Origin of the sequence: Enterobacter sp. MGH 16 (genome assembly GCF_000493175.1) — a bacterium.
Lineage (GTDB): Bacteria > Pseudomonadota > Gammaproteobacteria > Enterobacterales > Enterobacteriaceae > Enterobacter > Enterobacter roggenkampii.
On the sequence record NZ_KI535695.1, the window covers coordinates 4681137 to 4705097 of the forward strand.

At 55.9% G+C, this 23961-nt stretch carries 18 protein-coding genes and 1 pseudogene; 9 read left to right on the forward strand and 10 right to left on the reverse strand.

The genetic code is table 11. The features are described 5' to 3' along the window. Window positions 1-147: 147 nt before the first annotated feature. The gene (nadC, locus tag L362_RS01150) at window positions 148-1041 is read right to left on the reverse strand and encodes a carboxylating nicotinate-nucleotide diphosphorylase (protein ID WP_021240514.1); all 894 of its coding nucleotides are present in this window, start codon (window positions 1039-1041) and stop codon (window positions 148-150) included. Between the two features lie 87 nt (window positions 1042-1128). Between nadC and ampD the strand changes: the two genes are divergently transcribed. Both ampD and ampE read left to right on the forward strand, forming a co-directional pair. After that, window positions 1129-1680 carry a 1,6-anhydro-N-acetylmuramyl-L-alanine amidase AmpD gene (gene ampD, locus L362_RS01145; protein ID WP_008501965.1) on the forward strand — a complete coding sequence of 184 codons (552 nt, stop codon included), beginning with the start codon at window positions 1129-1131 and terminating at the stop codon, window positions 1678-1680. A 9-nt stretch (window positions 1681-1689) separates the two neighbouring features. Further along, the gene (gene ampE, locus L362_RS01140) at window positions 1690-2544 is read left to right on the forward strand and encodes a beta-lactamase regulator AmpE (RefSeq protein ID WP_008501964.1); all 855 of its coding nucleotides are present in this window, start codon (window positions 1690-1692) and stop codon (window positions 2542-2544) included. Between the two features lie 18 nt (window positions 2545-2562). Here ampE and L362_RS01135 read toward each other — a convergent pair whose 3' ends face one another. The 4 genes from L362_RS01135 to L362_RS0123305 form a co-directional block, all read right to left on the reverse strand. Next, window positions 2563-3513 carry a glycoside hydrolase family 43 protein gene (locus L362_RS01135; protein WP_008501963.1) on the reverse strand — a complete coding sequence of 317 codons (951 nt, stop codon included), beginning with the start codon at window positions 3511-3513 and terminating at the stop codon, window positions 2563-2565. Between the two features lie 10 nt (window positions 3514-3523). Further along, complete coding sequence (locus L362_RS01130; RefSeq protein WP_023345441.1) at window positions 3524-4921, reverse strand: glycoside-pentoside-hexuronide (GPH):cation symporter; 1398 nt, start codon at window positions 4919-4921, stop codon at window positions 3524-3526. A gap of 164 nt (window positions 4922-5085) precedes the next feature. After that, window positions 5086-6456 (reverse strand): aromatic amino acid transporter AroP, encoded by a 1371-nt coding sequence (aroP, locus tag L362_RS01125; RefSeq protein WP_008501961.1) that lies wholly within the window; start codon window positions 6454-6456, stop codon window positions 5086-5088. Window positions 6457-6502: 46 nt separating this feature from the next. Beyond that, window positions 6503-6730 (reverse strand): hypothetical protein, encoded by a 228-nt coding sequence (locus L362_RS0123305; protein WP_021240510.1) that lies wholly within the window; start codon window positions 6728-6730, stop codon window positions 6503-6505. 263 nt (window positions 6731-6993) lie between these two features. Here L362_RS0123305 and pdhR point away from each other — a divergent pair, with 263 nt between their 5' ends. The 4 genes from pdhR (at window position 6994) to lpdA (ending at window position 14055) form a co-directional block, all read left to right on the forward strand. Next, complete coding sequence (gene pdhR, locus L362_RS01120) at window positions 6994-7758, forward strand: pyruvate dehydrogenase complex transcriptional repressor PdhR (RefSeq protein ID WP_008501960.1); 765 nt, start codon at window positions 6994-6996, stop codon at window positions 7756-7758. Between the two features lie 123 nt (window positions 7759-7881). Then, the gene (aceE, locus tag L362_RS01115) at window positions 7882-10545 is read left to right on the forward strand and encodes a pyruvate dehydrogenase (acetyl-transferring), homodimeric type (RefSeq protein WP_008501959.1); all 2664 of its coding nucleotides are present in this window, start codon (window positions 7882-7884) and stop codon (window positions 10543-10545) included. Window positions 10546-10559: 14 nt separating this feature from the next. Further along, entirely contained in the window at window positions 10560-12455 is a 1896-nt protein-coding gene (gene aceF, locus L362_RS01110; protein ID WP_023326706.1) for a pyruvate dehydrogenase complex dihydrolipoyllysine-residue acetyltransferase, read from the forward strand. Between the two features lie 175 nt (window positions 12456-12630). Then, on the forward strand, window positions 12631-14055 hold the full coding sequence (gene lpdA, locus L362_RS01105) for a dihydrolipoyl dehydrogenase (protein WP_003856313.1): 1425 nt from the start codon (window positions 12631-12633) through the stop codon (window positions 14053-14055). Between the two features lie 53 nt (window positions 14056-14108). On the opposite strand, the gene L362_RS01100 is transcribed toward lpdA, so the two are convergent. Both L362_RS01100 and L362_RS0123310 read right to left on the reverse strand, forming a co-directional pair. After that, complete coding sequence (locus L362_RS01100) at window positions 14109-14900, reverse strand: DUF2950 domain-containing protein (RefSeq protein WP_032637949.1); 792 nt, start codon at window positions 14898-14900, stop codon at window positions 14109-14111. A gap of 10 nt (window positions 14901-14910) precedes the next feature. Next, window positions 14911-16463: pseudogene (locus L362_RS0123310) on the reverse strand (DUF3300 domain-containing protein). A gap of 398 nt (window positions 16464-16861) precedes the next feature. Between L362_RS0123310 and acnB the strand changes: the two are divergent. Together acnB and yacL are read left to right on the forward strand one after the other, a co-directional pair. After that, window positions 16862-19459: a bifunctional aconitate hydratase 2/2-methylisocitrate dehydratase gene (acnB, locus tag L362_RS01095; protein WP_023345445.1), complete on the forward strand. Its 2598-nt coding sequence runs from the start codon at window positions 16862-16864 to the stop codon at window positions 19457-19459. 207 nt (window positions 19460-19666) lie between these two features. Then, a complete protein-coding gene (gene yacL, locus L362_RS01090; protein ID WP_008501954.1) occupies window positions 19667-20029 on the forward strand; it encodes a protein YacL in 363 nt (120 codons plus the stop codon). Between the two features lie 31 nt (window positions 20030-20060). Here yacL and speD read toward each other — a convergent pair whose 3' ends face one another. The 3 genes from speD to L362_RS01075 all read right to left on the reverse strand — a co-directional run bounded on the left by speD (window position 20061) and on the right by L362_RS01075 (window position 22188). After that, the gene (speD, locus tag L362_RS01085; RefSeq protein WP_008501953.1) at window positions 20061-20855 is read right to left on the reverse strand and encodes an adenosylmethionine decarboxylase; all 795 of its coding nucleotides are present in this window, start codon (window positions 20853-20855) and stop codon (window positions 20061-20063) included. Then, window positions 20856-21725, reverse strand: a complete 870-nt coding sequence (gene speE / locus L362_RS01080) for a polyamine aminopropyltransferase (RefSeq protein ID WP_008501952.1) — start codon at window positions 21723-21725, stop codon at window positions 20856-20858. It lies immediately after the preceding gene. A 115-nt stretch (window positions 21726-21840) separates the two neighbouring features. After that, the gene (locus tag L362_RS01075; RefSeq protein WP_014882582.1) at window positions 21841-22188 is read right to left on the reverse strand and encodes a YacC family pilotin-like protein; all 348 of its coding nucleotides are present in this window, start codon (window positions 22186-22188) and stop codon (window positions 21841-21843) included. 145 nt (window positions 22189-22333) lie between these two features. Between L362_RS01075 and cueO the strand changes: the two genes are divergently transcribed. Continuing rightward, the gene (gene cueO / locus L362_RS01070; protein ID WP_032637951.1) at window positions 22334-23902 is read left to right on the forward strand and encodes a multicopper oxidase CueO; all 1569 of its coding nucleotides are present in this window, start codon (window positions 22334-22336) and stop codon (window positions 23900-23902) included. The last annotated feature ends 59 nt before the right edge of the window (window positions 23903-23961 follow it).

Genomic DNA, 23961 nt, shown 5'->3' on the forward strand with positions numbered 1-23961 from the left:
CTCTGTCAGCGCAAAAGGGCAGAAACGAGGGGCAAAAAAGGGAACGGGAAAGCGCGTTCAGAGAATTAATGCGGTGTTGCAGGAAAGAACAGAGGATTTGCGAGCGGGGCTGAAATTCCCCTCTCCAGGCGGAGAGGGGAGGAATCACTATTTAAAACGCATCGAGAGGTCGAGGGCGCGAACGTGCTTGGTCAGCGCGCCGACGGAGATGTAATCCACGCCGGTTTCGGCGAATTCACGGATCGTTTCGAAGGTGACGTTCCCGGAGACTTCGAGCTGGGCCCGGCCATTGGTCAGTTTTACCGCCTCACGCATCTGCTCGGTTTCGAAGTTATCGAGCATGATGATATCGGCCCCGGCCTTAATCGCCTGCTCCAGCTCGTCCAGGTTTTCCACTTCTACTTCAACCGGCACATCCGGATGCAGCCAGAAGGCCTTCTCCACCGCCTGACGTACAGAACCCGATGCAATAATGTGGTTCTCTTTAATCAGAAAAGCGTCGGACAGGCCCAGACGATGGTTTGCGCCGCCGCCGCAGAGCACCGCGTACTTCAGCGCCGTGCGCAGGCCCGGCAGCGTTTTGCGGGTATCCAGCAGCTGGGTTCGGGTGCCGGCCAGTAGGTCAACGTAACGACGCACTTCGCTGGCGACGCCAGAGAGCGTTTGTACAAAATTGAGCGCGGTACGTTCGCCGGTCAGCAAGACGCGGGAAGGGCCGTCCAGCTCGAACAGCGGCTGATTTGGCGTGACGCTGTCGCCGTCCTCCACGTGCCATGTTACCTGCACATCATCGCCCGCCAGCTGGGTAAAGACCTCTTCAACCCAGCGCTTACCGCAAAAAACCCCTTCTTCGCGGGTGATAATGACCGCGTGGGAGCGCGTCTCTTTCGGCAATAATTGTGCGGTAATATCTTTATCGGCATTGACGTCACCGCCCAGATCTTCTTTCAAAGCATGGGCAACGCTTGCCGGAATATCCATATTAATACGTTCCAGAAGCGCTTCACGTCGGTGGTCGGGGTTGTAGCGGCGAGGCGGCATGATAAAACTCCAAATTGGTAACGAATCAAAATATTGAAACATGCTACTCTGAACCGAGTAACAGCACCATACATAAGGAGTTCCAGCATGTTGTTAGAAAACGGATGGCTGGTGGATGCGCGGCATGTGCCTTCGCCGCACCACGACTGCCGCCCGGAGGATGAAAAGCCCACACTGCTGGTGGTTCATAATATTAGTCTCCCGCCGGGGGAATTTGGCGGCCCGTGGATCGATGCGTTATTCACGGGAACGATAGATCCCGATGCCCATCCTTTCTTTGCTGAGATTGCGCATCTACGCGTGTCGGCTCATTGCCTGATTCGTCGCGATGGTGAAGTGGTTCAGTATGTTCCCTTTGATAAGCGCGCCTGGCATGCCGGGGTGTCGATGTATCACGGGCGCGAACGGTGCAACGATTTTTCTATCGGGATCGAACTGGAAGGCACGGATACCACGCCCTACACCGATTCACAGTATCAACAGCTAGCGGCTGTGACCCGCACGCTTATCGGACTTTACCCGGCCATCGCCGACAATATTACCGGGCACAGCGATATCGCTCCGGCGAGAAAAACCGATCCCGGCCCGGCATTTGACTGGCCGCGGTTCCGCGCCATGCTCACCGCGTCGTCAGAATAAGGAGATACCATGACGTTGTTTACCATGCTGCTGGTTATCATCGCTGAACGCCTGTTCAAGCTCGGTGAGCACTGGCATCTGGATCACCGGCTGGAGGTGTTATTCCGCCGTATCAAGCACTTTTCCATGCTGCGCACGCTGCTGATGATGGCGGGCGTGATGGTGATTACGTTCCTGCTGCTGCGCGCGCTGTATGGACTCTTTTTCAACGTGCCGCTGCTGGTGGTGTGGATCCTGCTCGGCGTGCTGTGCATTGGTGCGGGCAAGGTGCGTTTGCACTATCACGCGTACCTTAAAGCTGCCTCCCGTGACGATGCCCATGCGCGCAATGCCATGGCGAGCGAGCTGACGATGATCCACGGCGTGCCGCCGGACTGCGACGAGCGCGAGTTCCTGCGCGAACTGCAGAACGCGCTGCTGTGGATTAACTTCCGTTACTACCTGGCGCCGCTGTTCTGGTTTGTGGTGGGCGGCCCGTGGGGGCCGGTACTGCTGATGGGGTATGCGTTCCTGCGCGCCTGGCAGACCTGGCTTGCTCGCTATCTGACGCCGCACGAGCGTTTGCTGTCCGGCATTGATGCCATCCTGCACGTGGTTGACTGGCTTCCGGTGCGTCTGGTGGGCGTGGTGTACGCGTTAATTGGCCACGGTGAAAAAGCGCTGCCCGCGTGGTTCGCCTCGCTTGCCGACCGCCATACGTCGCAGTATCAGGTGTTAACGCGTCTGGCGCAGTTCTCGCTGGCGCGCGAGCCGCATACCGACAAGATTGAAACGCCGAAAGCCGCTGTCTCCATGGCGAAGAAAACGTCGTTTGTGGTCGTGGTTATCGTGGCGCTGCTGACAATCTACGGCACGCTGGTGTAAGCCAGCGCGCCGTAACGATTAAAGCGTGTCCGCAGGCGGGATGCCGAAATCAGGCATCCCGTTTTCGTCCCAGCGGACGCGCTTCAGGCGGGTATGGCGGTTTGGATCGTACAGCGGATCGCCCTCAATTTCGGTGTAGTTCCGCGCGTGATACACCAGCACATCTTCCCCTTCCGGCGTTTGCGTAAAGCTGTTGTGTCCCGGGCCGTACTGGCGATTTTCGTAGCTGGTGGCGAATACGGGGCGCGGGGATTTGTGCCAGTTCAATGGGTTTTGCGGATCGGCATTCAGGTCTATCCACAGCAGCCCCATGCAGTAGTTCTCGTCGGTGGCGCTGGCGGAATAGCTGATAAACAGTTTGTTGCCATGGAACAGCACCGCCGGGCCTTCGTTGACCCAAAACCCGCGACACTCCCAGTCATACTCCGGCTTGCTGAGCATCACAGGCTCGCCTTTCAGCGTCCACGGGTTCGCCATTTCACACAGATAAAGGTTGGAGTTCCCGGAGATGTCCGGCGCTTTTTGCGCCCACAGATACCAGCGTTTTCCCTGATGCACAAAGGTGGTGGCGTCCAGGGCGAAGGTGTCGAATGGGGTTTCGATCTGGCCTTTTTCTACCCACCTGCCGGTGAGCGGATCGTCGTCGGTACATTCAATGGCAAACATGCGGTGCTGGAACATCCCGAGCGCGTCGAGCGCCTGGGTGTGCGTCGCGGCAAAATAGATGTACCACTTTCCGTCAATGTGGTGCAGTTCCGGCGCCCATATCAGCTGGCTCATTGGGCCGGCGTCGGGTTTACGCCAGACCACCACCTCTGCGGCATGACGTAAGCCTTCCAGCGAGTCCGCGCGGCGGATCGCCAGCCTGTCGTACTGCGGCACGGAGGCGATAAAGTAATATTGCCCATCGTGGCGCAGGATATACGGGTCGGCGCGTTGTTCAATAAACGGGTTTGGCCAGGTTTGCATTCGGCTTTCCTTATTTAGTCTCAGCGGCTTTCAGTTCCTGATAATCGTTCAGCTCGTGGTAGTTGTTGCGGCGTTTTTCCAGATCGAGCTGGATCTGCTTCATGGTTTCACGATCCACCTTCAGCAGACGCACCACGCCCGCGGTAATCAAATAACCCACCCCCGGGATAACTGTAAACAGCAGCACAATCCCGTTGATGGCGTCTGCGCTTTGCGCTTTCGCCCCCGCGTCGTAGCCGTACCAGGAGAGCAGAAAACCGACCATCGCCCCGGCAATCGCCAGCCCCAGCTTCAGGAAGAAGATGTTGCCCGAGAAGCTGATGCCGGTGATGCGCTTCCCGGTTTTCCACTCGCCGTAGTCATCCACGTCGGCCATCAGCGACCAGTGCAGCGGAGACGGGATCTGGTGCAGGATGTTCAGCAGGACGTAGAGCACCACGATGGTGACGGTCGCTTTCGGGTCGAAGAAATAAAAGGCGCAGGAGAAAATCCCCAGCACGATGTTGGTCCAGAAGAAGACCTTCAGCTTGCACCAGCGGTCGGTCAGCACTTTTGCCAGCACGCTGCCGAGCATCATGCCGACAACGCCCAGGCTGATAAACAGCGTGGCGAAGTGGGTGCTCTGGCCCATCACCCAGGTGACGTAATACATGGTGGCCGCCATGCGGATAAAGCCCGGGCAGACGTTGCAGAGCGTCAGGAGCAGAATGCGCACCCACTGGTCGTTCTTCCACACGTCTTTCAGGTCGTTTTTCAGCTCGTCATTGGTCTGGACTGCCGGGCGCACGCGCTCGCGCACGGTGGCGAAGCAGAACAGGAACATGCAGGTACCAATCAGCGCCAGCACGGTCATGGCCATCTGGTAGCCTTTGGCTTTGTTGTCCCCGCCAAACCAGTCGGCCATCGGCAGCAGCGTCAGGGATAGCAGCAGCGTGGCGATGCCGACCAGCACGAAGCGGTACGACTGGCAGGCCACACGTTCTTTTGGATCGTTAGTGATCACCCCGCCCAGCGAGCAGTAGGGGATGTTGATGGCGGTGTAGGTGAGCGACAGCAGGAAGTAGGTGACAAAGGCATAGATAACTTTGCTGTTATAGCTCCACTCCGGGGTGGTAAACATCAGGATGCTGAACAGCGCGTACGGGAAAGCGATCCACAGCAGCCATGGACGAAACCGGCCATATTTACTGCGGGTGCGGTCGGCAATTGCGCCCATGATCGGGTCCGTTACGGCGTCAATCACGCGGACAGACAGCAGCAGCGCGCCGACCAGCGCAGGGGCCAGTCCAAAAATATCCGTATAAAAATAGTTAACAAACAGCATGATGGCGCCGAAGATGATGTTACATCCGGCGTCGCCCATCCCATAGCCGATCTTTTCTTTTACTGACAGCTTTGCGTTATCCATAGACAGCTCTCCGGTTTACGGTATGGAGAGAATTATTCGCTGGCGAAGGGATATATGCGTTGCAGTATCAGGGCGGTGATATGGATAAATGCGCTGTGGGCGTGAAAGTGTGAAGGAGGTAACAACGCGCGGCACCCGCAAAAGCAGGCACCGCGGTGGGAGGCTTAGTGCGCCTTCATGGCATTACGGCTTTTCTGACTGAAGAGATAGCCAACGCCGAGTACTGCAATCCAGACCGGGATCAGGTAGACGGAAATCGCCATACCTGGGGTGATCAGCATGATCACCAGCACGGCCGCCATGAACAGCAGGCAGATCCAGTTACCCAGCGGATAGAGCAGGGCAGGGAAGCGCGTGGTGACGCCCTGCTGCTGCTTCGCGCGGCGGAACTTCATGTGCGCCAGGCTGATCATCGCCCAGTTGATGACCAGCGCAGAGACCACCAGCGCCATCAGCAGGCCAAACGCCGATTCCGGTGCCATGTAGTTAATGAGCACGCACAGGGCGGTCACGATGGCGGAAACAATGATGGTATTCACCGGCACGCCACGTTTATCAACGTTAAGCAGCATCTTCGGCGCGTTACCCTGCTGGGCGAGGCCGAACAGCATGCGGCTGTTGCAGTATACGCAGCTGTTGTAAACGGAGAGCGCTGCGGTCAGCACCACGATGTTCAGCGCGTTGGCGACAAAGGTGTCGCCCAGCTCGTGGAAGATCAGCACAAACGGGCTGGTGTCAGCAGTCACGCGCGTCCACGGCAGCAGGGAGAGCAGCACCGCCAGTGAGCCCACATAGAAGATCAGGATGCGGTAGATAACCTGATTTGTGGCTTTCGGGATGCTCTGCTCCGGGTTGTCGGCTTCAGCAGCGGTGATGCCCACCAGTTCCAGGCCGCCGAAGGAGAACATAATGATCGCCATCATCATCACCAGGCCGGTCATGCCGTGAGGCAGGAAGCCACCCTGCTCCCAGAGGTTGCGCACCGTGGCCTGCGGGCCGCCGTTGCCGCTGAACAGCAGCCAGCCGCCGAAGATAATCATCGCCACCACCGCAATGACCTTGATGATGGCAAACCAGAACTCCATCTCCCCGAACACTTTAACGTTGGTCAGGTTAATGGCGTTGATAATGACGAAGAAGGCCGCAGCGGAAGCCCAGGTTGGGATTTCGGGATACCAGAACTGAATGTATTTCCCGACGGCGGTCAGTTCGGCCATGGCAACCAGAACGTACAGCACCCAGTAGTTCCAGCCCGAGGCGAAACCGGCAAAGCTGCCCCAGTACTTATAGGCAAAGTGGCTGAAGGAGCCTGCGACCGGCTCTTCCACGACCATTTCGCCCAGCTGGCGCATGATCAGAAAAGCAATGAAACCCGCAATCGCGTAACCTAAAATAATGCCCGGACCGGCAGACTGGATAACGGATGCGCTGCCCAGAAACAGGCCGGTACCAATCGCACCGCCCAGTGCGATGAGCTGAATATGGCGGTTTTTAAGCCCGCGCTTTAGCTGATCGCCGTGCTGTTGAGCTTCCATTTGAAACCTCGTGTGTGGTTGTTATGTTCACGCTGAGCGTGTGTAATTATGAAAATCCATATTCTGTATTTATTTCTTTACGGTTAACGAGACCGAAAAAAGCGGAGATGACTTCCGTAAGCGCCAGAATAGTGGTAAGTGCCTGCGAATGCACCTGCTTTATGAAGGGGTGATGACGACTTGAATAAAAAGAAAGCATTTGTAAATCGGCCCGCTCGTTGTTCCTCACCCAACCTATAGAATAGAAATGCGCCTTAAGTGGGCGAATTTTCATTATTTGCCTTGTTGAATCGCTTCAGATTGCAAAAACCCTCGTTTCATTATGGTTAAAACTCCCTCTTTGGGAGTAATCAACTCATTTGTGCAAAGTTACATTTCTGAAACGTTATTTCTGTAAGGTTGTTAAAATGTGCAGGGTTTACTGATTTCAATCAAAACCAATATGGACAGAAGGTGAATACTTTGTTACTTTAGCGATACGAAATAGAAATTGGTAAGACCAATTGACTCCGGGCAAAAAGGCGTAAGACAGGGAATATGGCCTACAGCAAAATTCGCCAACCAAAACTATCTGATGTGATTGAGCAGCAGCTGGAGTTTTTAATCCTCGAAGGGACTCTGCGCCCGGGTGAGAAACTTCCGCCAGAACGCGAGCTGGCAAAACAGTTCGACGTTTCACGTCCCTCTCTGCGTGAGGCGATTCAACGTCTCGAAGCAAAGGGCTTGCTGCTTCGTCGCCAGGGCGGCGGAACCTTTGTGCAAAACAGCCTGTGGCAGAGCTTCAGCGATCCGCTGGTAGAACTTCTCTCTGACCACCCAGAATCCCAGTTTGACCTGCTTGAGACCCGTCACGCGCTGGAAGGTATTGCGGCCTATTACGCCGCCCTTCGCAGCACTGATGAAGATCGCGTGCGTATCCGCGAGCTGCATCAGGCCATTGAACGGGCACAGCAGTCCGGCGATTTAGACGCCGAGTCCAGCGCCGTCGTCCAGTATCAAATTGCCGTCACCGAAGCGGCCCACAACGTGGTGCTCCTCCATCTGCTACGCTGCATGGAGCCGATGCTGGCCCAGAACGTTCGTCAAAATTTTGAATTGTTGTATGCCCGTCGGGACATGCTCCCACTGGTAAGCAACCATCGCACCCGAGTATTCGAGGCGATAATGGCCGGGGAACCGGAGCAGGCGCGCGAAGCGTCGCACCGCCATCTGGCTTTCATTGAGGAAATCTTGCTGGACCGCAGCCGTGAACAATCGCGTCGCGAACGTTCATTACGCCGCATACAGCAACGAAAGGATTAAGCGCCAGGTACTTTTAGAGCGCGGCAACTAAACGCAGAACCTGTCTTATTGTGTTCTTGCCCAAGAGCACAATGGGACAGGTTCCAGACAAATCAACGTATTAGATAGATAAGGAATACCCCCATGTCAGAACGTCTCCAAAATGACGTGGATCCGATCGAAACTCGCGACTGGCTACAGGCGATCGAATCGGTCATCCGTGAAGAAGGTGTTGAGCGTGCTCAGTATCTGATTGATCAGCTGCTTTCTGAAGCCCGCAAAGGCGGCGTGAAGGTTGCTTCAGGTGCAGGGGCTAGCAACTACGTAAACACGATTGCCGTTGAAGACGAACCGGAATACCCGGGCAATCTGGATCTGGAACGTCGTATCCGTTCTGCCATCCGCTGGAACGCCATCATGACCGTTCTGCGCGCATCCAAGAAAGACCTGGAACTGGGTGGCCACATGGCGTCCTTCCAGTCTTCTGCGACCGTTTACGAAGTGTGCTTCAACCACTTCTTCCGTGCAGCGAACGAGAAAGACGGCGGCGATCTGGTGTACTTCCAGGGCCACATCTCTCCGGGCATCTATGCACGTGCATTCCTGGAAGGTCGTCTGACTGAAGAGCAGATGAACAACTTCCGTCAGGAAGTTCACGGTAAAGGTCTGTCTTCTTACCCGCACCCTAAACTGATGCCTGAATTCTGGCAGTTCCCGACCGTATCCATGGGTCTGGGCCCAATCGGTGCGATCTACCAGGCGAAATTCCTGAAGTATCTGGAACACCGTGGTCTGAAAGACACCTCTGAGCAGACCGTATACGCCTTCCTGGGCGACGGCGAAATGGATGAGCCAGAATCTAAAGGCGCGATCACCATCGCGACCCGTGAGAAGCTGGACAACCTGTGCTTCATCATCAACTGTAACCTGCAGCGTCTGGATGGTCCGGTAACCGGTAACGGCAAGATCATCAACGAACTGGAAGGCATCTTCGCAGGTGCTGGCTGGAACGTGATCAAAGTCATGTGGGGTTCCCGTTGGGACGAACTGCTGCGTAAAGACACCAGCGGTAAACTGATCCAGCTGATGAACGAAACCGTTGACGGTGACTACCAGACCTTCAAATCCAAAGACGGTGCCTACGTGCGTGAGCACTTCTTCGGCAAATATCCAGAAACCGCAGCCCTGGTTGCAGACTGGACTGATGAGCAGATCTGGGCCCTGAACCGCGGTGGTCACGATCCGAAGAAAATTTACGCTGCACTGAAAAAAGCGCGTGAAACCAAAGGTAAAGCGACTGTAATCCTGGCCCACACCATCAAAGGTTACGGCATGGGTGATACCGCAGAAGGTAAAAACATCGCTCACCAGGTTAAGAAAATGAACATGGACGGCGTGCGCTATATCCGCGACCGTTTCAACGTTCCAGTGACCGATGAGCAGGTCGAAAACCTGTCTTACATCACCTTCCCGGAAGGCTCCGAAGAGCACAAGTACCTGCACGAACGTCGTCAGGCGCTGAAAGGCTACCTGCCAGCTCGTCAGCCTAACTTCACCGAGAAGCTGGAACTGCCAGCGCTGGAAGACTTCTCTCAGCTGCTGGAAGAGCAGAACAAAGAGATCTCTACCACTATCGCTTTCGTTCGTGCCCTGAACGTGATGCTGAAGAACAAGTCGATCAAAGATCGCCTGGTGCCAATCATCGCCGACGAAGCGCGTACTTTCGGTATGGAAGGTCTGTTCCGTCAGATCGGTATCTACAGCCCGAACGGCCAGCAGTACACCCCGCAGGACCGTGAGCAGGTTGCATACTACAAAGAAGACGAGAAAGGTCAGATCCTGCAGGAAGGTATCAACGAGCTGGGCGCAGGCGCATCCTGGCTGGCTGCTGCGACCTCTTACAGCACCAACAACCTGCCGATGATCCCGTTCTACATTTACTACTCCATGTTCGGGTTCCAGCGTATCGGTGACCTGTGCTGGCAGGCAGGCGACCAGCAGGCTCGCGGCTTCCTGATCGGTGGTACTTCTGGTCGTACGACCCTGAACGGTGAAGGTCTGCAGCACGAAGATGGTCACAGCCACATTCAGTCTCTGACTATCCCTAACTGTATCTCTTACGACCCGTCTTACGCGTATGAAGTGGCAGTCATCATGCATGACGGTCTGCAGCGCATGTACGGTGAAGCGCAGGAGAACATTTACTACTACATCACCACCCTGAACGAAAACTACCACATGCCGGCAATGCCAGCAGGTGCCGAGGAAGGTATCCGTAAAGGTATCTACAAACTCGAAACCATCGAAGGTAGCAAAGGTAAAGTTCAGCTGCTGGGCTCCGGTTCTATCCTGCGTCACGTTCGTGAAGCAGCGCAGATCCTGGCGAAAGACTACGGTGTCGGTTCCGACGTGTACTCTGTGACCTCCTTCACTGAACTGGCGCGTGATGGCCAGGATTGTGAGCGCTGGAACATGCTGCACCCACTGGAAACCCCACGCGTACCGTACATCGCTCAGGTGATGAACGACGCGCCAGCGGTGGCGTCTACTGACTATATGAAACTGTTCGCTGAGCAGGTTCGTACTTACGTTCCAGCTGATGATTATCGCGTTCTGGGTACTGACGGCTTCGGTCGTTCTGACAGCCGCGAAAACCTGCGTCACCACTTCGAAGTTGATGCTTCTTACGTGGTTGTAGCAGCACTGGGCGAACTGGCTAAACGTGGCGAAATCGATAAGAAAGTGGTTGCGGACGCAATCACCAAATTCAACATCGATGCAGAAAAAGTTAACCCGCGTCTGGCGTAAGAGGTAAAAGAATAATGGCTATCGAAATCAATGTACCGGACATCGGGGCTGATGAAGTTGAAATCACCGAGATCCTGGTCAAAGTAGGCGACAAAGTTGAAGCTGAACAGTCGCTGATCACCGTAGAAGGCGACAAAGCCTCTATGGAAGTCCCGTCTCCTCAGGCTGGCATCGTTAAAGAGATCAAAGTCTCTGTTGGCGATAAAACCGAGACTGGCAAACTGATCATGATTTTCGATTCCGCCGACGGTGCAGCCGCTGCTGCACCTGCGCAGGAAGAGAAGAAAGCCGCTCCGGCCGCCGCTGCTCCAGCAGCTGCCGCGAGTGCGAAAGAAGTGAACGTGCCTGACATCGGCGGTGACGAAGTTGAAGTGACTGAGATTCTGGTGAAAGTGGGCGATACCGTTGCGGCAGAGCAGTCACTGATCACCGTAGAAGGCGACAAAGCTTCTATGGAAGTGCCAGCACCGTTTGCGGGTACCGTTAAAGAGATCAAGATCAACACCGGTGACAAAGTGTCTACTGGCTCCCTGATCATGATCTTCGAAGTGGCAGGTGCTGCACCTGCTGCCGCGCCTGCACAGGCCGCTGCTCCGGCTCCGGCCGCTGCACCAGCCGCTGCTGGCGGCGCGAAAGACGTTAACGTACCGGACATCGGCGGTGATGAAGTTGAAGTCACCGAAGTGATGGTAAAAGTGGGCGACAAAGTTGCCGCGGAACAGTCACTGATCACCGTTGAAGGCGACAAGGCTTCTATGGAAGTCCCTGCGCCGTTCGCGGGTACCGTTAAAGAGATCAAAATCAGCACCGGCGACAAAGTGTCTACCGGCTCTCTGATCATGGTCTTCGAAGTGGAAGGCGCTGCGCCTGCCGCAGCTCCGGCTGCCGCGGCTGCTCCAGCACCGGCTGCTGCACCGGCTCAGGCTGCTAAACCAGCCGCTGCCCCTGCTGCAAAAGCAGAAAAATCAGAGTTCGCTGAAAACGACGCTTACGTCCACGCGACGCCGCTGATTCGTCGCCTGGCGCGCGAATTCGGTGTGAACCTGGCGAAAGTGAAAGGGACCGGCCGTAAGGGTCGTATCCTGCGCGAAGACGTTCAGACCTACGTGAAAGACGCCGTGAAACGCGCCGAAGCTGCTCCAGCTGCAGCCGCTGGTGGCGGTATCCCGGGCATGCTGCCATGGCCGAAAGTGGACTTCAGCAAGTTCGGCGAAATCGAAGAAGTGGAGCTGGGCCGTATCCAGAAAATCTCTGGTGCGAACCTGAGCCGTAACTGGGTGATGATCCCGCACGTTACGCACTTCGATAAGACCGATATCACCGATCTGGAAGCGTTCCGTAAACAGCAGAACGCCGAAGCTGAGAAGCGTAAACTGGACGTGAAATTCACCCCAGTGGTCTTCATCATGAAGGCGGTTGCTGCGGCTCTGGAACAGATGCCACGCTTCAACAGCTCCCTGTCCGAAGACGGCCAGAAGCTGACGCTGAAGAAATACATCAACATCGGTGTTGCGGTTGATACGCCAAATGGTCTGGTTGTTCCGGTCTTCAAAGACGTGAACAAGAAGAGCATCACTGAGCTGTCCCGTGAACTGACCACCATCTCCAAGAAAGCGCGTGATGGTAAGCTGACTGCCGGCGAAATGCAGGGCGGCTGCTTCACCATCTCCAGCATCGGCGGCCTGGGTACTACCCACTTCGCACCGATTGTTAACGCGCCGGAAGTGGCTATCCTCGGTGTGTCCAAGTCCGCGATGGAGCCGGTGTGGAATGGCAAAGAGTTCGTGCCGCGTCTGATGATGCCAATCTCTCTGTCCTTCGACCACCGCGTGATCGACGGTGCTGATGGTGCGCGTTTCATCACCATCATCAACAACATGCTGAGCGACATTCGCCGCCTGGTGATGTAATCGAAAAGCCGGCCAGTCGGCCGGCTTTTTTCTGATAATCTCATGGCGTTTGTGAGGTTATTGGCGAAAGCGACAATTCGTGAGCCGTTTGTTGTTTCAAAATTGTTAACAATTTTGTAAACTGCGGGCGGATAGAACGACCCGGTGGACGACGGGTATAAACTAAGAGGTCATGATGAGCACAGAAATCAAAACTCAGGTCGTAGTACTTGGGGCAGGCCCGGCAGGTTACTCCGCAGCATTTCGCGCAGCGGATTTAGGTCTGGAAACCGTCATCGTAGAACGTTACAGCACCCTCGGCGGTGTTTGTCTGAACGTCGGCTGTATCCCTTCTAAAGCGCTGCTGCACGTAGCGAAAGTTATCGAAGAAGCCAAAGCGCTGGCTGAACACGGTATCGTCTTCGGCGAGCCGAAAACCGACATCGACAAAATTCGTACCTGGAAAGAGAAAGTTATCACTCAGCTGACCGGCGGTCTGGCGGGCATGGCCAAAGGCCGTAAAGTGAAAGTGGTAAACGGTCTGGGTAAATTCACCGGTGCGAACACCCTGGAAGTGGAAGGCGAAAACGGCAAAACCGTGATCAACTTCGACAACGCGATCATCGCGGCAGGCTCACGCCCAATCGAACTGCCATTCATTCCACATGAAGATCCACGCGTGTGGGATTCCACCGATGCGCTGGAGCTGAAAACCGTTCCTAAGCGTCTGCTGGTGATGGGCGGCGGTATCATCGGTCTGGAAATGGGTACCGTGTACCACGCGCTGGGTTCAGAGATCGACGTGGTTGAAATGTTCGACCAGGTTATCCCGGCTGCTGACAAAGACATCGTTAAAGTCTTCACCAAGCGCATCAGCAAGAAATTCAACCTGATGCTGGAAACCAAAGTGACTGCCGTTGAAGCGAAAGAAGACGGTATTTACGTTTCCATGGAAGGCAAAAAAGCCCCATCCGAACCACAGCGTTACGACGCCGTGCTGGTGGCGATCGGCCGTGTGCCGAACGGTAAGAACCTCGACGCGGGCAAAGCTGGCGTGGAAGTGGACGACCGTGGCTTCATCCGCGTTGACAAACAGCTGCGCACCAACGTGCCGCACATCTTTGCTATCGGCGATATCGTCGGTCAGCCAATGCTGGCGCACAAAGGTGTTCACGAAGGTCACGTTGCCGCTGAAGTTATCGCCGGCATGAAGCACTACTTCGATCCGAAAGTGATCCCATCTATCGCGTATACCGAGCCAGAAGTGGCATGGGTGGGTCTGACTGAGAAAGAAGCGAAAGAGAAAGGCATCAGCTACGAAACCGCCACCTTCCCGTGGGCTGCTTCTGGCCGTGCTATCGCGTCCGACTGCGCAGACGGTATGACCAAACTGATCTTCGACAAAGAGACTCACCGCGTGATCGGTGGTGCGATTGTCGGTACCAACGGCGGCGAGCTGCTGGGTGAAATCGGTCTGGCTATCGAAATGGGCTGCGACGCGGAAGACATCGCGCTGACCATCCACGCTCACCCAACTCTGCACGAGTCCGTGGGCCTGGCGGCAGAAGTGTTTGAAGGCAGCATCACCGACCTGCCAAACGCGAAAGCGAAGAAGAAATAAGTTTCTTCAGATGAAAAAAAGCGGCCTGAGGCCGCTTTTTTTATGCGCTGCGTTCAGGGAGCCACGGGTTGCCAGGTTTTATCCGGGTTATAGGCGGTTAACGCCCGGGCTTTCTGCTCAGAATCCTTGCCGAGATCGGACTGATACACCTTGTCTTCCTGATTTATCACAAAGCTCATCACGCCCGTTTGACCGTAGCTGACCGGCCACGCCACCATCGCGAAACCGTTATTATCCGGCAGGATCCGGAAGCGATAGCCGTGATAGCCGGTACCCGGCTCTTTCGGGCTAAATGCCGGTCCGAGCGGACTGGGCGTTTCGCCGGGTGAGACGGGCCAGTACAAACCGTCTTTCTTCCCTTCCGAGCTGACAATCTTCTGCGCGTATTTCTGGTTCATCGCAAAGTAGCTTTGCTGCGCATCGACATAGGCATGCAGGGCTTCAATGGCGGCAAGTTCGTTACGCCCGATTTCACGGGTCAGGATCTCTTCAGCCCCTTCTTTGATATCGAATTGCCAGCCGGCGGCGGTTTTGATCACCGGGATGGGAAGCTGCCAGTCGTTGTCTCCAACAACAAGATGCGCCGTATCTCCTTCGACAACGGTGTTATGACGAACTTTCCAGTCGCGCAGGAAACGATCGACGGCATCCGGATCAACGCCTTCGGGGGGGAGAAAATCGCGCCAGTTCTCTCCAAGCAGATTGCTCATCGCGCGCTCATTATGCTCACTAATGGCGCTGGCCAGCGCATCGGTCGCCTGGTCGGGCGTGCTAAAGGACTGCTGCGCCATCGCCGAGGCCGAAAGCATGAACAACACCATTCCACTGAGTAGTTTACTTTTCATGTCGATTCCCTTAGCGATGTCTAAATTCACGGCGTTCAGCGCGTCCACCAGATACCTGACGGGGCTGCTGCTGGCGAGCCGCAAGCTGCCTGCTTTGCGCACCGCGCTGCTGCTGCGCCTGCCAGTTCGCGGAACGGCTGTCGTTGCCGCTCAGCGCATTGGCCCGGGGCTGACCGTTTCGCTGCTGCAGAGCGCGTTGCTGCGCGGGCTGTGAAACGCGTTTCTCCTGTCTTTGGGTTACAGCCTGACGATTTTCTCGCTGCTGCGTGGTGGTCCGCTTCGCCGTCTGCGGTTTGGTGTCGTAGCCACGGTAGTTGTTGCGCTGCGAAATTTGCTTCAGCTGTTCACTCGAGGCCTGACGCTGCACATCTTTCGTGCCGGGACGTGCCGTTTGCGGGAAGGTTTTCCCCGTGGATTTCTCCATCTGGCTCAGGGCCGCCTGACGCTGGCTATCCCGGTTAACCGGTTTTTGCTGCGTTGAGCTTAGCCCGGTGACTGTGCTGGTGGAGTGGAAACGGGTGTTAAGCTGGTTAGTCGGATAGGGCACACCTTCCCGGTAGGCCGGGTTATGCTGCCAGGTACGGTTGGCGTCCGTCAGACGCTGTCCGCTGATTTTATTGAAGTTCTCAACGTTGATATTGATGTTGTTATCACCGTTGCGGTTATAGCCGCCGTGATTATCCCAGTCACCGTCATGGTGGTGGTCCCAGTCATCGTCGTCATCCCAGTCGATATTGCTGAAAATGGCATAGGTTGTGGCAACGCCCAGGCTGAAGCCTAAGCCGTTGACGAAGCTGTTGCCAAACTGCTCTCCGGGCGTGGGCGGGAGATAGGTGGGAGGATAGGCGGTGTTGGGCCAGGTCCCGTAAACCGTATTGGGGTTATAGGTGGGAACATAAACGACCTGCGGATCGGCAGATTCAATTTTGATCACCGTTGGGGCGGGCGCAGACGCGGTTGTTGTCGTTGCCTCGGTGGCGCGGGTTTTCGCTGGTGCTGGCTTTGTCACGGTGGTGACCGTCTGCTGAGGCGTAGATTGTAAAGCACCGGTCTTCTGTGCCAGCGCGCGCAGGCGTTGAACGGAATCCATCACGTCTTTCGGCTGCGCGAGAAACGCATCCCCCAGATTTTGTACCCACGGCGGGTTTTCACCCATCAGCGACATAAGCTGAGGAAACGCGACCAGCGATTTTACGCTCGGATCCCAGGGCTGGCTGGCAACGGCCTGAATGGCGGCGTCCCCTTCCATTTTAGGGTTGTCTTTTGACCACTGAGCGCCTGAATCACGTTGGCCGGGTAAGTCGAGGCCATCAGAATTTGTGAAAGCAGGGCGTCAGGGTAGAGCGCAATGGGGGCAACCCACTGATCGATTTGCGCGGCAGTGTAGGTCGGCGCGACCACAGGGGCGGGCTGGGCTACGGCAGGTGCCGCCGGTTGTTGAGCGACGGGGGCTGGCGCAACGGGTTCCGTTGCACGACTTTTGACAAACAAGACGCCTGAGGCGGCAAGCAGCCCGGCACTGCACAGAAGGATGAGCAGATGTGGCTTAAAGGGCAACTTCATAAAATGACTCCAACGAGACCAGCGCTGTGCCGTGAGGCGTTACGGTTGGCGTGAGTATTATTCACCCGTCTTTTACTGTTTTGACTTTTATTGGGAAGCGTCCGGTACGTCCGGATAAAGAGTGTGAGTATTTATTACACAATTATATCTGATGAAGAAAAAACTGAAGCGTCACGGTGCAGAAGAACCGCAAAATGATGCCCTAAATCCCCGCTACACCATGCTTAACGATTCAGCAAACTTTTTAATGTTGCTTTTTTGTAAACGGATTAACACTGTGCAGAAATCCTGCTATGCTGCCCGACGCGGTATCGGGCATTTACCCTACAAACTGCTGTCTCACAGGAGCGTGAAGAGAACGCCCGCCGCATATGACAATGAGAGCGAGGAGAACCGTCGTGCTAGAAGAATACCGTAAGCACGTAGCAGAACGTGCCGCCGAGGGAATTGTACCCAAACCTTTAGATGCAACCCAAATGGCCGCGCTCGTCGAGCTGCTGAAGAACCCGCCTAAGGGCGAAGAAGAATTCCTGTTAGATCTGCTGATCAACCGCGTACCGCCTGGCGTAGATGAAGCTGCCTACGTAAAAGCCGGATTCCTTGCTGCTATCGCCAAAGGCGAAGCCACCTCCCCACTGGTTACTCCTGAAAAAGCCATCGAACTGCTCGGCACCATGCAGGGTGGTTACAACATTCATCCGCTGATTGACGCGCTGGATAACGACAAGCTGGCACCGATTGCCGCTAAAGCGCTCTCGTCTACGCTGCTGATGTTCGATAACTTCTACGATGTGGAAGAAAAAGCCAAAGCTGGCAACGTCTATGCGAAACAGGTGATGCAGTCCTGGGCCGATGCCGAATGGTTCCTGAATCGTCCAGCGCTGGCTGAAAAAATTACCGTTACTGTTTTCAAAGTGACCGGTGAAACCAACACCGATGACCTCTCTCCGGCACCGGACGCGTGGTCTCGCCCGGATATCCCGCTGCACGCCCTGGCGATGCTGAAAAACGCCCGTGAAGGCATTGAGCCGGATCAGCCGGGCAGCGTCGGCCCGATCAAACAGATCGAAGCCCTGCAGAAGAAAGGTTTCCCGCTGGCTTACGTGGGTGACGTTGTGGGTACCGGCTCTTCCCGTAAGTCCGCCACCAACTCCGTCCTCTGGTTTATGGGTGACGACATTCCGCATGTGCCGAACAAGCGCGGCGGCGGCCTGTGCCTGGGCGGTAAGATTGCCCCAATCTTCTTCAACACCATGGAAGATGCGGGCGCACTGCCGATCGAAGTGGATGTCTCTAACCTGAACATGGGCGACGTGATTGACGTTTACCCGTACAAAGGCGAAGTCCGTAACCACGAAACCAACGAGCTGCTGGCAAGCTTCGAGCTGAAAACCGACGTGCTGATTGACGAAGTGCGCGCCGGTGGCCGTATTCCGCTGATCATCGGCCGCGGCCTGACCACCAAAGCGCGTGAAGCACTGGGTCTGCCGCACAGTGATGTATTCCGTCACGCGAAAGACGTTGCGGAAAGCAACCGCGGCTTCTCGCTGGCACAGAAAATGGTGGGTCGCGCCTGCGGCGTCGCCGGTATCCGTCCTGGCGCCTACTGCGAGCCGAAGATGACCTCCGTAGGCTCTCAGGACACCACTGGCCCAATGACCCGTGACGAACTGAAAGACCTGGCGTGCCTGGGCTTCTCTTCCGATCTGGTGATGCAGTCCTTCTGCCACACCGCGGCGTATCCGAAGCCGGTTGACGTGACCACGCACCACACGCTGCCTGACTTCATTATGAACCGTGGCGGTGTCTCCCTGCGTCCGGGCGACGGCGTTATCCACTCCTGGCTGAACCGCATGCTGCTGCCGGATACCGTGGGTACCGGCGGTGACTCCCATACCCGTTTCCCAATCGGTATCTCCTTCCCGGCGGGCTCCGGTCTGGTGGCGTTTGCTGCCGCGACCGGCGTGATGCCGCTGGATATGCCGGAATCGGTGCTGGTGCGCTTCAAAGGTAAAATGCAGCCGGGTATTACCCTGCGCGACCTGGTTCACGCGATCCCGCTGTATGCGATTAAACAGGGTCTGCTGACCGTTGAGAAGAAAGGGAAGAAAAACATCTTCTCTGGCCGCATTCTGGAAATTGAAGGTCTGCCGGATCTGAAAGTTGAGCAGGCGTTCGAGCTGACCGATGCCTCCGCCGAGCGTTCGGCTGCGGGCTGTACCATCAAGCTGAACAAAGAGCCGATTATTGAGTATCTGAACTCTAACATCGTGCTACTGAAGTGGATGATTGCAGAAGGCTACGGCGACCGTCGTACGCTGGAGCGTCGTATCCAGGGCATGGAAAAATGGCTGGCCGATCCGCAGCTGCTGGAAGCCGATGCTGACGCAGAGTACGCGGCGGTGATCGACATCGATCTGGCGGATATCAAAGAGCCAATCCTGTGTGCACCGAACGATCCGGACGACGCGCGTCCGCTGTCTGAGGTCCAGGGCGAGAAGATCGACGAAGTGTTCATTGGTTCGTGCATGACCAACATCGGTCACTTCCGCGCGGCCGGTAAGCTGCTGGATACCCACAAAGGCCAGCTGCCAACCCGTCTGTGGGTGGCGCCGCCAACCCGTATGGACGCGGCTCAGCTGACCGAAGAGGGCTACTACAGCGTGTTTGGTAAGAGCGGGGCGCGTATCGAAATCCCTGGTTGCTCCCTGTGTATGGGCAACCAGGCGCGCGTAGCCGACGGCGCGACGGTGGTTTCCACCTCTACCCGTAACTTCCCGAACCGTTTAGGTACCGGTGCGAACGTCTACCTGGCCTCTGCGGAGCTGGCGGCGGTTGCGGCGCTGATTGGCAAACTGCCAACGCCGGAAGAGTACCAGACCTTCGTGGCGCAGGTGGATAAGACCGCGGTGGATACCTATCGCTATCTGAACTTCGACCAGCTCTCTCAGTACACCGAGAAGGCCGACGGGGTGATCTTCCAGACGGCAGTATAAATGCTACCCTCTCCCGTGGGAGAGGGGCTGGGGGTGAAGGCACCAGACCGCACCTGACCCATTGCCCGGTGGCGCTACGCTAACCGGGCCTACAAAACCCATCGCAACTACGGTGGGTTTTTTATTTTCATTCCTCCCACCTCCCACGCTTTTTTTCTTCCTCGCTGCTGCGATAATTACCTTAATGGCTTTGCAGAGGAAAACACTATGGATTACGAATTTCTGCGCGACATCACCGGAGTGGTGAAAGTGCGTATGTCGATGGGCCACGAAGCCGTTGGACACTGGTTTAACGAAGAGGTGAAAGAAAATCTCTCCCTTCTTGATGAGGTTGAACAGGCGGCAAAGACGGTGAAAGGCAGTGAGCGCTCCTGGCAACGCGCCGGGCACGAATACACGCTGTGGATGGACGGTGAAGAGGTCATGGTGCGTGCCAACCAGCTCGAGTTTTCAGGCGACGAGATGGAAGAGGGGATGAGCTACTATGACGAAGAAAGCCTGTCGCTGTGCGGCGTAGAAGACTTCCTTCAGGTGGTGAATGCCTACCGCGAGTTCATGAAACAGCGGTAATTTCCCGAAGCATCCCTGCTCCGGGCAACACTTACACGGCCGGAATGTTGCGGCCGTAGTAGATCTCGCGCATCTCTTTCCAGAGCAGGTCAGTAATCGCCTTACGCTCTTCTTCGCTCAAATCTTCCGGCTTCGTGTGGAACATATAGTGCTTAAGGTCGAACTCCTTAAGTAACATCTTGGTATGGAAGATGTTTTCCTGATACACGTTCACGTCCATCATGTCGTACAGCGACTTCATGTCCTCGGACATAAAGTTCTGAATAGAGTTAATCTCGTGGTCGATGAAGTGCTTCATGCCGTTGACGTCACGGGTAAAACCGCGCACGCGGTAATCAATCGTGACGATATCCGATTCCAGCTGGTGGATGAGATAGTTCAGTGCGTTCAGTGGGGAAATCACGCCGCAGGTCGACACTTCAATATCGGCGCGGAACGTACACAGCCCGCCTTCCGGGTGACTCTCCGGGTAGGTATGGACGCAGATATGGCTTTTATCCAGGTGAGCAACCACCACTTCCGGCAGCGGGCCCGGATGTTCCGTTTTGTCGATAAGCTTCGGATCGACCGGCTCTTCGCTGACCAGTATGGTCACGCTGGCGCCCTGGGGTTCATAATCCTGTCGGGCAATATTCAGGATGTTGGCGCCGATAATGGAACAGGTTTCGGACAGGATCTCGGTCAGACGGTTGGCGTTGTAGAGTTCGTCGATATAGGCGATGTAACCATCGCGTTCTTCCGCTGTTTTGGCATAGCAGATATCGTAAATACAAAAACTCAGGCTTTTGGTCAGATTGTTAAAGCCATGCAGTTTAAGCTTTTTCAATTAGCTCACCCCCTTAGTGGATAATGCGTCTTGCAGGTACTGCGGCAGAGCAAACGCTGCGGTATGAATAGCCGGATTGTAGTATCGGCACTGTAGACCTGCCTGATGGAAGCGGGCCTGAATAATTTCGGTGGAAAGATGACGTAATACGTCGTTATCCGTCGCCCAGGCAAAGGTCATGATCCCACCGTAGTACGTCGGAATGGCCGCCTGATAGAAGCTGACATCCTCGAAATAGGTGCTGAGCTTGCGATGGCTATCCAGCGCTTCATCCTGTTGCAGGAAGCAGACGCCGTTTTGGGCGACGAAGATCCCGCCCGGGTTCAGGCAACGCTTGCAGCCTTCGTAGAACGAGGAGGTAAACAGCGACGCGCCAGGGCCGATAGGGTCGGTGCAGTCGGAGATAATGACGTCAAAGGTCTGGGTTGTCTGGTTAACAAAGTTAACCCCGTCATCAATCACCAGATTAAAACGCGGATCGTCATAGCTACCGGCATTGTGGTTGGGCAGGTACTGGCGGCAGAACGAGACGACGCCCGCATCGATTTCCACCATGGTGATGGTTTCAATCGAGCGATGGCGGGAAACCTCGCGCAGCATTGCACCGTCGCCACCGCCGATAATCAGGACATGCTTTGCATGGCCGTGCGCCAGCAGCGGGACGTGGGTCATCATCTCATGATAGATAAACTCATCTCGCTCGGTCGTTTGCACCACGCCGTCCAGCGCCATCACGCGGCCAAAGGCAGCATTCTCGAAGATGATGAGATCCTGGTGATCGGTTTTTTCATGATAGAGCACGTTATCAACGGCAAAGTACTGACCAAACTGGTCATGCAGTGTTTCATGCCACAACGTGTGGTCGGCCATACGCGGACTCCTCCTTTGTTAACATCCGTTACGCTCACAAAAAATGAGCGAAACATGATAGCTAACTCTAACCGTGGTTGCACGGCTATAGGTTTAACAGGAGGCGTCGGGAAGGTTATTTGACGTAGGCGAGCAGGCTGAGCGAATCGCGAGCCAGCGCTTTGCATTTTTTAGCCGTGGGAATGCCAATACCGCTTAGGTCACGGTAGCTGTCTTCGCCGAGCGCCTTCATGTCAAAGCTGTCGTAGTTGCTGAGATCCCACTGGTTCTGCTGGGCAAAAAAGACCAGCGCGCGGCGAATTTGCCCGTTGGGTAAATTCTGGTAGCCACAATCATTTTTCAGGAATACAAAAACCGCCGTTAAATCGGCCATATCTTCCGCTTCATTTTCACTGAGCGCATAGCTGTTCGCACACATTGCCATCAGGCTACCGAACAAAATTGTCCTGAAAAACGTCTTCATTGCTTCTACCACTTCTTCACGGAAAATTAACGTTAGCATACTTGGTGCCAGTGCGACGATCTTTATTATTGCCGCTTTACTTGACCTTCCGGTAAGGGGAGGGTTTATGCTCAAAAGATCGCCTGCTGGAAATAAGGAAATGAACATGCAACGTCGTGATTTTTTAAAATATTCCGTGGCGCTGGGGGCTGCCAGCGCCTTACCCCTCTGGAGCCGTGCGGTTTTCGCGGCTGACAGGCCTACCTTACCCATCCCTGATTTGCTGACCGCTGACGCCCGCAGCCGTATCCAGCTTGTCGTTCAGTCCGGTAACACGCTGTTCGGTGCGCACAACGCGACAACCTGGGGCTATAACGGCAATCTTCTCGGTCCTGCGCTACAGCTGCGCAAAGGTAAAGCGGTGACGGTGGATATCCACAATACGCTTGCTGAAGAGACGACGGTGCACTGGCACGGACTGGAAGTGCCGGGCGAGGTAGACGGCGGGCCGCAGGGCATCATCATAGCGGGCGGCACGCGCAGCGTCACCTTTACGCCCAACCAGCGCGCCGCGACCTGCTGGTTCCATCCGCATCAGCATGGCAAAACGGGCCATCAGGTAGCGATGGGGCTGGCGGGGCTGGTGCTGATTGAAGACGACGAAAGCCGACTGCTGCGCCTGCCGAAGCAGTGGGGCATCGATGATGTGCCGGTGATTGTGCAGGACAAGAAATTCACCGCTGACGGGCAAATTGACTACCAGCTGGACGTGATGAGCGCGGCGGTAGGCTGGTTTGGCGACACGCTGCTGACCAACGGCGCCATTTATCCTCAGCACGCCGCGCCGAAGGGCTGGCTGCGCCTGCGTCTGCTTAACGGCTGTAACGCGCGTTCCCTCAACTTCGCCACCAGCGATAAGCGTCCGCTGTACGTGGTCGCCAGCGACGGCGGGCTGCTGCCTGAGCCGGTGAAGGTCAACGAACTGCCGATGCTGATGGGGGAGCGCTTTGAGGTGCTGGTGGATATCAGCGACGGCAAGCCGTTCGATCTTGTGACCCTGCCGGTTAGCCAGATGGGGATGGCGGTCGCGCCGTTTGACAAGCCGCATCCGGTGCTGCGTATCCAGCCGTTACGGGTGACCGCTTCCGGCACGCTCCCTGATACGTTAACCACGCTGCCGGCACTTCCGTCGCTGGATGGGCTTACGCAACGGAAACTGCAGCTCTCCATGAATCCGATGCTCGATATGATGGGCATGCAGGCGCTGATGGCGAAATATGGCGATAAGGCGATGGCGGGGATGCATCACGGGCAGATGATGGGTCACATGAACATGGACCACGGCAACATGGGCGGCATGGGGAACATGAATCACGGCGATCATGGCTTTGATTTCCACAACGCCAACATGATCAACGGCAAAGCGTTCGATATGAACATGCCGATGTTTGCTGCGACAAAAGGGCAGCTTGAGCGCTGGGTGATTTCAGGTGAAGGGGACATGATGCTGCACCCGTTCCACATCCACGGCACGCAGTTCCGCATTCTCTCTGAGAACGGCAAAGCCCCGGACGCGCATCGCGCGGGCTGGAAGGATACGGTGAAGGTGGAAGGCAGCGTCAGCGAGGTGCTGGTGAAGTTTGACCACGACGCGCCGAAGGAGTTTGCCTATATGGCGCACTGCCATCTGCTGGAGCATGAAGATACGGGGATGATGCTGGGCTTTACCGTATAAAAAAAGCCGGGTGGCGGCTTCGCCTTACCCGGCCTACATAGCGTATCCATAGGCCCGGT

What these genes read in the sequence shown, in the direction of transcription:
- nadC (WP_021240514.1), bottom strand. Translation starts at nt 1,041, where the DNA reads ATGCCGCCTCGCCGCTACAACCCCGACCACCGACGTGAAGCGCTTCTG.
- ampD (WP_008501965.1), top strand. Translation starts at nt 1,129, where the DNA reads ATGTTGTTAGAAAACGGATGGCTGGTGGATGCGCGGCATGTGCCTTCG.
- ampE (WP_008501964.1), top strand. Translation starts at nt 1,690, where the DNA reads ATGACGTTGTTTACCATGCTGCTGGTTATCATCGCTGAACGCCTGTTC.
- L362_RS01135 (WP_008501963.1), bottom strand. Translation starts at nt 3,513, where the DNA reads ATGCAAACCTGGCCAAACCCGTTTATTGAACAACGCGCCGACCCGTAT.
- L362_RS01130 (WP_023345441.1), bottom strand. Translation starts at nt 4,921, where the DNA reads ATGGATAACGCAAAGCTGTCAGTAAAAGAAAAGATCGGCTATGGGATG.
- aroP (WP_008501961.1), bottom strand. Translation starts at nt 6,456, where the DNA reads ATGGAAGCTCAACAGCACGGCGATCAGCTAAAGCGCGGGCTTAAAAAC.
- L362_RS0123305 (WP_021240510.1), bottom strand. Translation starts at nt 6,730, where the DNA reads ATGAAAATTCGCCCACTTAAGGCGCATTTCTATTCTATAGGTTGGGTG.
- pdhR (WP_008501960.1), top strand. Translation starts at nt 6,994, where the DNA reads ATGGCCTACAGCAAAATTCGCCAACCAAAACTATCTGATGTGATTGAG.
- aceE (WP_008501959.1), top strand. Translation starts at nt 7,882, where the DNA reads ATGTCAGAACGTCTCCAAAATGACGTGGATCCGATCGAAACTCGCGAC.
- aceF (WP_023326706.1), top strand. Translation starts at nt 10,560, where the DNA reads ATGGCTATCGAAATCAATGTACCGGACATCGGGGCTGATGAAGTTGAA.
- lpdA (WP_003856313.1), top strand. Translation starts at nt 12,631, where the DNA reads ATGAGCACAGAAATCAAAACTCAGGTCGTAGTACTTGGGGCAGGCCCG.
- L362_RS01100 (WP_032637949.1), bottom strand. Translation starts at nt 14,900, where the DNA reads ATGAAAAGTAAACTACTCAGTGGAATGGTGTTGTTCATGCTTTCGGCC.
- yacL (WP_008501954.1), top strand. Translation starts at nt 19,667, where the DNA reads ATGGATTACGAATTTCTGCGCGACATCACCGGAGTGGTGAAAGTGCGT.
- speE (WP_008501952.1), bottom strand. Translation starts at nt 21,725, where the DNA reads ATGGCCGACCACACGTTGTGGCATGAAACACTGCATGACCAGTTTGGT.
- L362_RS01075 (WP_014882582.1), bottom strand. Translation starts at nt 22,188, where the DNA reads ATGAAGACGTTTTTCAGGACAATTTTGTTCGGTAGCCTGATGGCAATG.
- cueO (WP_032637951.1), top strand. Translation starts at nt 22,334, where the DNA reads ATGCAACGTCGTGATTTTTTAAAATATTCCGTGGCGCTGGGGGCTGCC.